This window comes from Ferrigenium straubiae (assembly GCF_051257895.1).
GTDB classification, from domain to species: Bacteria; Pseudomonadota; Gammaproteobacteria; order Burkholderiales; family Gallionellaceae; genus Gallionella; species Gallionella straubiae.
Genome location: NZ_CP194331.1, coordinates 265,989 through 277,799, shown reverse-complemented (window position 1 = coordinate 277,799; position 11,811 = coordinate 265,989). Strand labels below are relative to the sequence as shown.

At 61.7% G+C, this 11,811-nt stretch carries 13 protein-coding genes and 1 CRISPR repeat array; of the genes, 3 read left to right on the top strand and 10 right to left on the bottom strand.

Annotated elements, in window-relative coordinates; genetic code table 11:
- Positions 1 to 13: 13 nt before the first annotated feature.
- Entirely contained in the window at positions 14 to 322 is a 309-nt protein-coding gene (cas2, locus tag ACRRNM_RS01375; protein ID WP_435626459.1) for a CRISPR-associated endonuclease Cas2, read from the top strand.
- A 62-nt stretch (positions 323 to 384) separates the two neighbouring features.
- Positions 385 to 1,158: direct repeats of the CRISPR family, unit length 37 nt; unit sequence ATGGTAGCTCATCCGGGGTGAGAGAGGGAGCTACAAC.
- Between the two features lie 119 nt (positions 1,159 to 1,277).
- Here the strand turns inward: cas2 and ACRRNM_RS01370 are convergent.
- A complete protein-coding gene (locus ACRRNM_RS01370) occupies positions 1,278 to 1,571 on the bottom strand; it encodes a type II toxin-antitoxin system RelE/ParE family toxin (protein ID WP_435626458.1) in 294 nt (97 codons plus the stop codon).
- Positions 1,572 to 1,573: 2 nt separating this feature from the next.
- Positions 1,574 to 1,822 carry an addiction module protein gene (locus tag ACRRNM_RS01365; RefSeq protein WP_435626457.1) on the bottom strand — a complete coding sequence of 83 codons (249 nt, stop codon included), beginning with the start codon at positions 1,820 to 1,822 and terminating at the stop codon, positions 1,574 to 1,576.
- 237 nt (positions 1,823 to 2,059) lie between these two features.
- On the opposite strand from ACRRNM_RS01365, the gene ACRRNM_RS01360 reads away from it, so the two are divergent.
- Together ACRRNM_RS01360 and lolD are read left to right on the top strand one after the other, a co-directional pair.
- Entirely contained in the window at positions 2,060 to 3,304 is a 1,245-nt protein-coding gene (locus ACRRNM_RS01360) for a lipoprotein-releasing ABC transporter permease subunit (RefSeq protein ID WP_435626456.1), read from the top strand.
- Positions 3,297 to 3,992, top strand: coding sequence for a lipoprotein-releasing ABC transporter ATP-binding protein LolD (gene lolD, locus ACRRNM_RS01355; protein ID WP_435626455.1), 696 nt, complete (start codon positions 3,297 to 3,299; stop codon positions 3,990 to 3,992). Before ACRRNM_RS01360 ends, lolD begins: the two co-directional genes overlap by 8 nt.
- Positions 3,993 to 4,016: 24 nt before the next feature.
- Here lolD and ACRRNM_RS01350 read toward each other — a convergent pair whose 3' ends face one another.
- From ACRRNM_RS01350 to ACRRNM_RS01315, 8 genes are all read right to left on the bottom strand, one after another.
- On the bottom strand, positions 4,017 to 6,404 hold the full coding sequence (locus ACRRNM_RS01350; RefSeq protein ID WP_435626454.1) for an SAM-dependent methyltransferase: 2,388 nt from the start codon (positions 6,402 to 6,404) through the stop codon (positions 4,017 to 4,019).
- Between the two features lie 68 nt (positions 6,405 to 6,472).
- Entirely contained in the window at positions 6,473 to 7,198 is a 726-nt protein-coding gene (locus tag ACRRNM_RS01345; RefSeq protein ID WP_435626453.1) for a protein-L-isoaspartate(D-aspartate) O-methyltransferase, read from the bottom strand.
- A gap of 81 nt (positions 7,199 to 7,279) precedes the next feature.
- Complete coding sequence (locus tag ACRRNM_RS01340) at positions 7,280 to 7,867, bottom strand: YbhB/YbcL family Raf kinase inhibitor-like protein (RefSeq protein ID WP_435626452.1); 588 nt, start codon at positions 7,865 to 7,867, stop codon at positions 7,280 to 7,282.
- A gap of 3 nt (positions 7,868 to 7,870) precedes the next feature.
- Positions 7,871 to 8,377 (bottom strand): Hsp20/alpha crystallin family protein, encoded by a 507-nt coding sequence (locus ACRRNM_RS01335; RefSeq protein ID WP_435626451.1) that lies wholly within the window; start codon positions 8,375 to 8,377, stop codon positions 7,871 to 7,873.
- 55 nt (positions 8,378 to 8,432) lie between these two features.
- Entirely contained in the window at positions 8,433 to 8,810 is a 378-nt protein-coding gene (gene hpf, locus ACRRNM_RS01330) for a ribosome hibernation-promoting factor, HPF/YfiA family (protein ID WP_435626450.1), read from the bottom strand.
- A 27-nt stretch (positions 8,811 to 8,837) separates the two neighbouring features.
- On the bottom strand, positions 8,838 to 9,287 hold the full coding sequence (locus ACRRNM_RS01325) for a CBS domain-containing protein (protein WP_435626449.1): 450 nt from the start codon (positions 9,285 to 9,287) through the stop codon (positions 8,838 to 8,840).
- Between the two features lie 71 nt (positions 9,288 to 9,358).
- Positions 9,359 to 10,474 (bottom strand): NAD(P)/FAD-dependent oxidoreductase, encoded by a 1,116-nt coding sequence (locus ACRRNM_RS01320; protein WP_435626448.1) that lies wholly within the window; start codon positions 10,472 to 10,474, stop codon positions 9,359 to 9,361.
- Positions 10,461 to 11,780, bottom strand: a complete 1,320-nt coding sequence (locus tag ACRRNM_RS01315; protein WP_435626447.1) for a class I SAM-dependent methyltransferase — start codon at positions 11,778 to 11,780, stop codon at positions 10,461 to 10,463. Before ACRRNM_RS01315 ends, ACRRNM_RS01320 begins: the two co-directional genes overlap by 14 nt.
- Between the last annotated feature and the right edge of the window lie 31 nt (positions 11,781 to 11,811).

Here is an 11,811-nt window from a genome sequence, read left to right as displayed (position 1 = left end):
GACCCGACGATTCATGCGCCTGCTCGTATTCTTCGATCTCCCGGTGGTTACCAAGGCGGAACGCCGCGCCTACACCATATTCCGCCGCTTTTTGGTCAACGACGGCTACGACATGATCCAGTTCTCGGTGTACGGTCGCATCCTGAACGGCAACGATGCGCTGGAAAAACACTACAAGCGACTGGTAGATAACCTGCCGCCCGAAGGCTCGGTGCGCTGCCTGAGCGTGACGGAAAAGCAATTTGCCAGCATGAAACTGCTCGTCGGCCTGCCACTTTTTCAGGAAAAAGCCATCAAGGCCAACCAAATGCTGTTGTTCTGAATCCCTTTCAGGAAGCAAAACGCCCACCCAGCCTAAGCTGGGCGGGCATCTGCGTAAGGCCTATGGTAGCTCATCCGGGGTGAGAGAGGGAGCTACAACGTCGCAAATGGCGCAAACAAGGGTGTTCCGATGGTAGCTCATCCGGGGTGAGAGAGGGAGCTACAACATCTGTTGTTGAGTACCATATCCCCAAGCTATGGTAGCTCATCCGGGGTGAGAGAGGGAGCTACAACGGTTCTGTTCAGCAATATCCCGCATCTGACATGGTAGCTCATCCGGGGTGAGAGAGGGAGCTACAACCTGAAGCCAGTTATTACCATACTGGGCAAAATGGTAGCTCATCCGGGGTGAGAGAGGGAGCTACAACTTGTCCCGCTAATTCAACTGGCACCTCTTCATGGTAGCTCATCCGGGGTGAGAGAGGGAGCTACAACCCGTAGTTGTAAATATACTGCGCTGAAAAAATGGTAGCTCATCCGGGGTGAGAGAGGGAGCTACAACAATCCCTGGTTCGATAGCGATACAGTCTTGATGGTAGCTCATCCGGGGTGAGAGAGGGAGCTACAACCCAGTCCGCCGAAGTACCGCCTCGCGACATATGGTAGCTCATCCGGGGTGAGAGAGGGAGCTACAACCGCGCAAATAGAGAGCATGGGAGCTGAGGAATGGTAGCTCATCCGGGGTGAGAGAGGGAGCTACAACTGCTTTAACGCTCGCAACAATTTTGTACCCATGGTAGCTCATCCGGGGTGAGAGAGGGAGCTACAACTGGGCAATAAGAACAGCGTCAACATCGACAATGGTAGCTCATCCGGGGTGAGAGAGGGAGCTACAACGCCGGCCGGACGACCCCGCAAGGGGGCAATCCGGCCATCGTTCCCGCTTCGCGGGGCTTGGCAAGAAACCGTACCCCGTAACAGTGGTTGTGGCCTGCAAAAGCTCGTCAGCTAACGAATCAGCGCCGCTCCGCCCAATACCCAGGGCGGCGGCGTTGATGTGCAACCGCGATCACTCTTACAAATGATCCTTGGATTCGAAAAACTAATGTATACGGGAAACGCTTGAAATATAGCCTGGTTGTTCCATGCTGGCCGGATGCGCCGATGCCGGGTTGTTCGGCGGCCAGTTGTGCGATACGCCGCAATTCCTGTATGAACGCGCGGCTGGGCAATGTGCCACCATTATCTCGATACCAGCGGGTTGCCTCCTCTACTTCGGCAAGCGCCTCTGAGTTGAACGAGAGGCGCACGATCAGCGTGCGTTATCAACGATGGCTTCAAGGCGAGCAAAAACCTCTTCCGCCGGTATCCAGACCGTTTTGCCTGCATCCATATCTGCCACACGCCGGGCGATTTCTTCATCCCATGCTTTGGCGATGGCTTCGGGTGTATCGTCAGACTCGCTTTCCAGGCTAACGATAAGGCGGTGGATCAGTTCGCCGCGTTCCTTGGGCGAGAGTTGCAAGGCTTCAGCTTCCAGCTTTTCCAGGATTTGTGCCATGAGATCCTCCAAAACATAGATATTTCCGCCGGCATCATATCACCCATAAACGAAGCCGATGACCCCATCATTTTTTCCGCCCTCCAGCACTGGAGCCATTGCCCGCGCCAGTGAGCCTGACTCACCTGGAGCAGGCATTCGACCGCACCCATATATGCGTGGCAAGCGCGGTCGGGCCTAGTTGCATCCGCCGCCTTGTGGCACACTTACGCCCGTTCCAATTATTACAGCCCTATCTTGCAACCCTACGAACTGTTCATCGGCCTGCGCTACACCCGTGCCAAGCGGCGCAACCATTTCATCTCGTTCATCTCGCTGATTTCCATGCTCGGCATGGGGCTGGGCGTGATGGCGCTGATTGTGGTGCTGTCGGTGATGAACGGCTTCCAGAAGGAAATCCGCGCGCGCATGCTGGGCGTGTCGCCGCATGTGGAGGTGGTCGCGGACGGCGGGCGGCTGCATGACTGGCAGGCCGTGCTGGACAAGGTCGCGCAGTACCCACAGGTCTCCGCCGCCGCACCGTATGTCGCCGGACAGGGCATGCTGTCGTTCGGCCAGAGTGTGCAGGGCGTGATGGTGCGCGGCATAGACCCGCAGCAGGAAACCGCCATTACCGGGCTCTCCGACAAGATGAAGGTGGGCGCGCTGGGCAATCTGCGCGGCGGGGAATTCACCATCGTGATCGGCTCCGACCTCGCGCGCGCACTCGGCGTGAAACTCAACGACAAGATCATGCTGATCGCCCCGCAGGGGCAGATCACGCCCGCCGGCATGATGCCGCGCCTCAAGCAGTTCCGCGTGGCGGGCATCTTCGAGATCGGCATGGCGCCCTACGACAACAGCCTCGCGCTGATCCACATGAATGACGCGCAGAAACTGTTCCAGCTCGGCGACGCGGTAACCGGCATCAGCGCCAGGCTGCACGACATCGACCTCGCGCCGCGCGTGGCGCGCGAGCTGCAGAGCCAGCTGCCGGCCGACCTGTACGCCAACGACTGGACGCACCAGAACAGCAATTACTTCCGCGCGGTGCAGATGGAAAAGAAGATGATGTTCATCATCCTGTCGCTGATCGTCGCGGTGGCAGCGTTCAACATCGTCTCCACGCTGGTGATGGCGGTTACCGACAAGCAGGCCGACATCGCGATCCTGCGTACCCTTGGCGCGTCGCCGCGCAGCATCATGAAAATCTTCATCGTGCAGGGGGTAGTGATCGGCGTGATCGGCACGCTGCTCGGCAGCCTCAGCGGCATCGCGCTGGCACTGAATCTCGACGTAGTGGTGCCGTTCATCGAGCGCCTGTTCGGCGTGCAGTTCCTCGCCAAGGACGTGTATTACATCACCGAGTTGCCGTCCGACCTGCGCTATCCCGAGGTCGCGGTGGTCGCTTCCATGTCCTTCCTGATCAGCCTGCTGGCGACGCTCTATCCGAGCTACCGTGCTTCCAAAACCCAACCTGCGGAGGCATTGCGCTATGAGTAAGAAGCAGGATTCAGGAAACGTGATCTCCTGCCGCGGCCTGCGCAAGACCTTCACCATCGGCAAGGAGGATGTGCCGGTGCTCAAGGGCGTCGATCTCGACGTGCGGCGCGGCGAGCGCGTCGCCATCGTCGGCGCGTCCGGTTCGGGCAAGAGCACGCTGCTGCACCTGCTCGGCGGGCTGGACAAGGCCAGCGGCGGCAACGTGCAGGTGCTCGGCCAGGAAGTGGAGCAGATGAATGAGGCTCAGCGCGGCGAGTTGCGCAACCGCGCGCTCGGCTTCGTCTACCAGTTCCACCACCTGCTGCCGGAATTCACCGCACTGGAAAACGTCGCGATGCCGCTGCTGATCCGCGGTATGAAGAAACCCGAGGCCGAGCCACGCGCCGCGGCGATGCTGGAACAGGTCGGGCTGGCGCACCGCCTGCGCCACCACCCCGCCGAACTCTCCGGCGGCGAGCGCCAGCGCGTCGCCGTGGCGCGCGCGCTGGTCACCGAACCGGCCTGCGTACTGGCTGACGAGCCCACCGGCAACCTCGACCGCAACAGCGCCCAGGCGCTGTTCGAACTGATGCAGCAGCTCAACGAAAAATTCGACACCAGCTTCATCGTCGTCACCCACGACTACGAACTGGCGGGGCGGATGCAGCGCCGTCTGCGGCTGCTGGACGGCGTGCTGCTGGAAGGGTAGCCCGGAGCACACTGAGCAAACCGCTCAGGCGAACTTCCTCAAGGCCGCGCAGGCCACCCCGTAGATCAGCACTGCCAGCAAAATCACCGCGGCAAAACCCAGATGTATCGCCAGCAGCGTGGCGAGGACCGCACCCACCACCGAGGCGAAGCCGTTGATCGCCCACGCCCAGGGAATGGCACTCTCGGCGGTGCCCGCGAGCCGCATCATGCCGGTCGGGAACGGCACGCCCATGCATGTCGCCAGCGGCGCGATCAGCGCAACGGAGATGATGATCTTCGCCGCGTCGGAGAGATGGATCAGCGAGCGGAACAGGCCGGGCAGGAAGGCCAGATAGAGCAGCGCCAGGACGCCCATCGCGACTACCGCAATGAGGACCTTGTTCGCCGTCTGCCAGCGCCCGGCAAGCCAGCTTCCCGCTGCAGCGAACACCAGGAAGGCGCATAGCACCACGGCTACCGCGTACAGAGGGTGCGCGAGGAACAGCACGAATTTCTGGATGAAGGCGATCTCCATGAACATGAAAGCGAAGCCGATCGCGAGGAAATACAGCGCCACCGGCGCACCGGGCAAGGTGCGCCGGCAACTCGACAGCGCAAGCGGCACCAGGATCAGCAGGACGCTTGCCGCAATCGCCTGCAGCAGCGTCGCAACCAGCAGCGGATAACTCCAGTCGAACAGCGACATGCCGCCCCGCTCGCGCAGGGAGAAGATTTCTGCCGCGGCCTTCCATTTGAAGAAGCGGAAGAAATGCGGCCGGTCGTCGGTCGCCGGCTTGATGAAGAACTTGTACTGGTTGATGAAATCCTGACGCTGCGGACTCAGCAGCGCAACGGCGCCCTCGAAAAAATAGGGCTGCGGCAGGATGTTGTAGCGGTTCGCCTCACCGGCTTGCATGCCGGGATGCCAGGCCAGGTCGAAGGAACGCGCGCGGCTGAATTTTTTGATTGCTGCGATTTCGCGTGCGGTGAAATCACCGTTCTTCACCAGCAGCGTGACGGTCTTCCAGCCGCGGATCATCGCCAGCCGCGCGGCGGGATTGGGCACGCCATTCTTCTCCAAAGCAGATACCGCCGTGGCGAACAGTTTCAGCGCATCACGCGGCGGCAGCACGAGCCAGCGGGTGACGGCGAGCATGCCTCCCGGTGCGAGGCGGTTCAGGTAGGCCTGGAGCGCCTCGACCGTGTAGAGATAGTTTTCGCTCAGGCCATACAACCCGGCCGAGGCGGTGCCGAACGAATCGAGCAGCGCCACCTGGATCAGGTCGTAGCGCTGATCGCTGGCATTAACGAAGCCGCGCACCTCGGCTTCGTATACACGCACGCCGGGCTGGCCGTAAAGATTGCCGGAAAAGTCGCGGAAACGCTGGCTGACCAGATCGCTGACGTTGTGGTCCAACTCCACCGCATCGATCACGGTGCTGCGATAGTAGAGCGCCTGCAGCACATCGCTGCCGGCACCGGCACCCAGCACTAAGACGCGCGGCTTCACAAGCAAATGATACGGCAGCGCCGAAGTGAGCTGGCCGAGATAGGCCAGCGGCGCGAGATCGCCATCGAATCTGGTCAATGCCGACGGCCCGTCGCCGTCGACGAACACACCCAGCTGGGGCGGCGGCTCCATCGTGGCATTGAGGCTCATCCCCGGCGCTTGGCGCAGCGGCACGCGGGTATTTTTCACGACCGTGACCTGCCCCAGCGGACTCGTGCGCTCCTCGACCACCCGCGCCCCGGTAATGTTCAGGGCCTGGCTCAGGTCCTTGTACGGAGAGGGCTGCAGTTGGATGCCGGGCAGCGCCACGGCGGCCAGCACGGCCAGCCCGGCGAACACCCCCGTCAGCCATCTCGGCCGCAGCTTCAGTTCGGCGGTGGCGATCGCGGCGGCCAGCAAAGCCACCGACTCAAGAACGGTCAGCAGCCGCTCTGGCGGCACGAGGAACAGCGCACCGATCACGCCCAGGCTGCCCGCTCCCGCACCGAGGATGTCGCAGGTATAAACGCGCGGTGCCTCTCTGCCGAAGCGCGAGAAGACCAGGCCGATGCCCATCCCTCCGCAGAAGAACGGCAGCATCATCAGCAGGTAAATGGCGAGCAGCTTGGCGGGCTGGGTCTTGTCCCACAGCAGCTCGAGCGGATTGAAAGGCACCTGCTGCGCCAGCAGAAAAGCCGCGGGCATCAGCACAGCTAATGCGACAGCGGCCGTGACATATACCGCGCCGAAGTATGGAGCGATTTTTTCCTTGAGCAGGATCAGCAAGCTGCCGCTCGCCCCGTAGCCCAGCATCGCCGCGCTGATGATCATGTAGGCAAAGTGGTGCCACAGCACGATGCCGAACAAACGCGTCAGCAACACCTCGTAGGCGAGGACGCAGGCGGAGAGCAGGCCGATGGCGATGTAGGGCGGACGGTTCATGGCCCTCTCCCCCAGCCCTCTCCCGCAAGCGGGCGAGGGGGACAAGGACTCGCTGCGCGAGTTTCATGTTAATGCCCGCCGGTCAGCGGAACGAAACGCACCGGCAGAATCTGGCGGTTGGTCAACGAGCCATCTTTCTTTTTCTCCACCAGCATCAGGTACTGGGTCATGAATTGGGTGCCGAGCGGAATCACCATGCGCCCGCCCGGCTTGAGCTGTTTTATCAGGGGCGGCGGCACATGACTGGCGGCAGCCGTGACCATGATCGCGTCGAACGGCGCCGCTTCCGGCCAGCCGTAGTAGCCGTCGCCCACCCTGGTCTGCACGTTGCGGTAGCCGAGCGCCATCAGCCGCTCGCCCGCCTCCATTCCGAGCGGCTCGATGATTTCGATGCTGTAAACCGACTTGGCCAGTTCCGCGAGAACCGCCGCCTGGTATCCCGAGCCGGTGCCGATCTCGAGCACCTTGTCGCCCGCCTTGACCTTCATCAGGTCGGTCATCAGCGCCACGATGAAGGGCTGCGAAATCGTCTGCCCGTGGCCGATCGGCAGGGGACGGTTGAGGTAGGCTAGGGTGGCAAGCGCGCCAGGCACGAAGCGGTGGCGCTCCACTTTTTCCATCGCCGCAACGACGGCTGGACTGAGCGAGGGACTGCCGCTGTATGGGGCTGTGGCGGCGGCATCGGCTACTACCTCCTCCACCATTTTGCCGCGTGCGGCATCGAACGATCCTGCCTGCGAGGGAACAGCCCAACAGAAAAAAATGAAGAAGCCGGAGGCAAGATGGGGTTTCATGTCGCCCTCAAAACCGTCGCGTTTAATCTCGCGTAATCTGCGGACAACTGGTTTTCCGGGTTCATCAAGCCGGGTACGGGATCATTTCCGCCGGAACAACCCGACCAGTTCGGACCGGTCGAGCACATGGCCCTGCATGGCCTTTTCCAGAGCCGCCTTGGTGGGATGTTTCAAATCCGGCAGCAAGACATCCAGCGCATACAGCTTGAAAAAATAGCGATGCTCGCCGATGGGCGGGCATGGCCCGCCGTAGCCGGTGCTCCGCCAGTCGTTGAGTCCCTGCAGGATTCCGCTTTGACTGCCCTCTACCGCGATCCCCTCCGCCAGGCCGACCGCACTGGTGGGGATGTTGTACAGCACCCAGTGAACCCAGGTCATTTTCGGGAAAGCCGGATCGGGCGCATCCGGGTCATCGACGACCAGCGCCAGGCTCTTTGCCTCGGCCGGCACGCCGCTCCAGACGAGCGGCGGGGAAACGTTCATGCCATCGCAGGTATGGCGCGCAGGAATCGCGCGGCCATGCACGAGCGACGGCGAATTGAGGGTCATGGGCATGGCAGTCTTCTCCTTTCCGCCCGCCGGCAGGCTGGCTGCCGCGGCGGAGATGCAGAGCACGATTCCCGGAATGACCGCCCATATCCAGGGGGCGTGCCGGAATCCGGCCTTCATGCCTCAGGACACCGGGATAGCTCTGCCTTTTTCGCTTGCCACCTTCGGCAGGCGCACGCTCAACACTCCGTTCCGGTAACTCGCTTCCGCCCTGTCCGCATCCACATTGCGAGGCAAAGGGATGGTGCGCTGGAATGTGCCGTAGGCACGCTCCATGACATGGTAGGTACTACCGCAGGTTTCGCGCGCAAAGCGCTTTTCCCCGCTCAGATGGAGCATGTTGCCCTCGATCATGATGCGGCAATCCTCCTTCTCCACTCCCGGCGCCTCCACCCGCACCACGATTTCCTTATCCGTCTCCTCCACTTCTCCCGCCAGCAGGCTCCAGCGCGGAAAGGCAGCGAGCGCACCGCTCTCCTGGGGAGCTTCGCTCCTGTTGCTGCGGGAGAAATGCGTCAGAGCGTCGCTGCTGCGGCTCAATAGTTCGCGCCAGCCTTCCGACAGGTTCTCCCAAGTGCGGCCGAGCTCGCGCCCGATGTTTTTTCCCGCCTCTTTCAGTGTATCCAGCATGATCGCGCTCCTTGTTTCAAGGTTGAAATGGATATGCAGCGGTATAGCCCGACGCCTATTCTTCGGCTTCAGCCTCCGCCTCGCCGCCTTCGCCCCTGCGCCTCGGCTCGTGCGCCTTGATGTCGCCGCGAATCTTGCGCGCATAATCCTCAAGCCTGCGTTTTGCCGCGTCGAAGGCATCGCGCAGGGCCACGTAAACGTCTTCGGCATGGTCGCGATTCACCACGATCTCGCTGCCCGGCACGCCGATGTCGATGCGCACGTTGAACTGCTTGCCCTGCTGATGATGCTTGTGCGGCACCTCGACCACCACGCGGCAGGAGGTGATATGTTTGAAGAATTCTTCGAGCTTGGCCACCTTGTCGCGGATATGCGTTTCCAGCGCCTCCGAGTGCTCGACATCGCGGAGAGTGAGCTGCAATGGGGTCTGCATGGGTGCCTCCTTCAGATTCGATGCGGGTTAACGACGATTCGCCATTTCCTTTTTCTGTTCGCGCTTCACCAGCTTGGCAAGCAGGAGTAATTCATCAGCCAGAAGCTCCAGCAAGTCGTCCACGGCAAGAATGCCGACCAACCCGCCGTTGCCATCCACCACCGGCAGGCGCCGCACGCCCCTGGTGCGCATGTACTGGATTGCCTCGAACACGCCGATGTTTTCCGTCACCGTGGCGAGGTCGGACACCATAATGTCCCCGACTGTAATGGCCGACGGATCGAGCCCCGGAGCCACGATTTCCACCACCAGGTCGCGGTCGGTAACGATGCCGACCGGAACCCGGAAGCCGCCGCGTTCCTCGACCACCACCAGATCGCCAACGTGGTGCTGGCGCATGAGCTGGGCTGCTTCCAAGGCGGATTGGCCGGCCTGCACGATGACGACTTCGCGGTTGCAAATTTCACCAACAGGCATGATGACCTCCCTCTCGTTTATCGGCCGGCATCACGGACAAAAATCCCGATCCGGCCGGAAAATACCGCACCTTAATCGGCCTGCATGGCAGGCTGGCGGGCATGCAGAAACCAGCGATCCAGCACCACATGACGGGTAAACCATTTGTTGCCCAGCAATGCCTCGGCAAGAAAATTGCGCAGGAATTCAGGCATGGCGCCGTTGGGCGCCGCCGCGGGGCCAAAGTACTCATCCAGCCGGTTGGCGTAAGGCAGCAGTTGATCGCGGCTGTAGTCCTCCCTGGCTGCCAGGATGGCAGCAGCAGCCATGAGGCCGGACTCCACCGCCGGCCGTATTCCCTCGCCGCTTTGCGGATAGGCCAGCCCGGCCGCATCGCCGACGAGCAGCATGCCGTCGTCGACCCGTTTGCGCGCCGTGCGCCCGTAGAGCTGGTAGGCATGACCGTGAAAACTGTCCGGGATGTCCTGCGGAATTCTGCCGCGCCGCTTGAGGAATTCGCAGAATTGCTTGAGTTGCTCCGGAAGGTGATTGCTGTCTTCCCGGCCCAACCCGATGTTCAGGTGATTGCCTTTGCGGAAACACCATCCGTACCCCTTGAGATCGCGGCAGAAATAGAGCTCCGGGGTGTCCGGCTGCACCTGGCAGTCATAACGTTGCAGGCGGCTCATCTCGAACTCGATTTCCTTTGCCGCGATGATCGGTTCGCCTGCTCCCGGATTCGCTCCCAGTAGGCGCGCCACCGGGCAGAAGTGTCCGCCCGCGCCGATGATCACGGGAGTCGTAATGGCATCGTTGACGACCCATTGCTTGCGGTCGCGGTGCAGGGATTGCAGCGCCTGCCCGAGTTGCAGGCGCGCTCCCGAACGCTGCAGCAGATAGTCATCCAGTTCGTAGCGGCGTATGCCGTAGCTGACCGTGGCCGGGTAGCGGGTCTCGATGTCCGCGCCATCGATCAGCCCGGTGCGGAAAGCCGTGATCGGCTGCAGCACGTGCCGGCGGCCATAATCCCCGGCATCCAGCTGCAGCGCCTCCACCACCGCCGGAGTAATCCATCCGGCGCAGACCTTGTCGCGCGGGAACAGCGCCTTGTCCATCACCATCACGTCGATGCCATGGCGGCGCAGCTGCCAGGCGCAGCTTGAGCCTGCGGGGCCACCTCCGACGACGAGCGCGTCACAGCTTTCCATGCGGCTCTCCTCCGGAGGCATGCTGCGGTTCGTACAGGTGTCGCCGCGTCCATGGAATCCGGTTGTTGTACGCGCGGGCGAAAGCCACCTGGAACAGCTGCATACCGCCAGCCTTGAAGGCGGTGAGCGATCCGGCGAGATACAGGCGCCACGCCCGCGCAAATGCCGGGTCGAACATTTCCGCCACACGCCCGGCATTGTCCTCATAACGCTGCAGCCAGTGCTCCAGGGTCATGGCATAGTGCAGCCGCAAATTTTCCACATCCAGGATCGAGAAATCGTAGGGTTCGAAGATCTGCATCATCTGCGCCAGACTCGGCGGATTGGCACCGGGGAAAATATGGCGCTCGGTCCATGCGTCCATGGGGCGGGGGTAATTCAGGCCTATGCTGTGGATCAAGCCACGCCCGTCATCCTTGAGGCTGCGGTCAATGACCGCTCCCAATTCCCGGTAATGACCCGCCCCCACATGCTCCAGCATGCCGACGGAAACAAAGGCATCGAATTCGCCGCGCACGTTGCGGTAGTCGTCCTCGATGAACTCGACCTGCCCATCCAGCCCTTCGTCGCGGGCGCGCTGCCGTGCGAAGGCAATCTGCTCTTTGGATATGTTGTAGGCTTTCACAGATACGCCATAGTGCCCGGCCATATGCAAGGCCAACGCCCCCCAGCCACAGCCCGCCTCCACCACTTTTTCGCCCGGTTGCAGGCGCAGTTTGCGGCAGACGTGATCCATCTTGGCGAGCTGTGCCTCTTCGAGGGGGGTTTCCTGGCTGGGGAAATATGCGCAGGTGTACACCATTCTCTCGTCGAGCCAGAGCCGGTAGAAATCGTTGCCGATATCGTAGTGGTGGCAGATATTGCGGCGTGCACCGGGGATGGTGTTGCGCCGCGCATCGTAGAACGGGGCCAGCAGTTTTTTCCCGATCTTCTCCTGGGTGTGCAGGGGCCAGGCCCGATAGACCGCCTCGAGGAAATCCAGCAGATTTCCCTGCACCTCCACGCGCTGCGCCGAGTACAGCTCGCCGAAGTAAAGCTCAGGATCGGCAACCAGTTTCAACAGTGCGCCGCGGTCGCAAACGAGGACTCGCGCTATCGCATTTTCCCCATGCTCTGGAATTCCCTGGCCATTCCATAGCACGACCTGAACCGGAGGATTGCCGATGGCGCGCATCATTCTCGACAACAACTGTTTTTCCATGGCAAAGACCATATTGCCGCGTGCCCGGTACCGCTCCCCTGCCGGTGCCAGATAATTGATACCGTCTATCGGTTTGTCTGCCAGGCCGGCTTGCTCTTGTCCCATGCTTTGCTCCTCGCAATCATGTCGCGCCGCC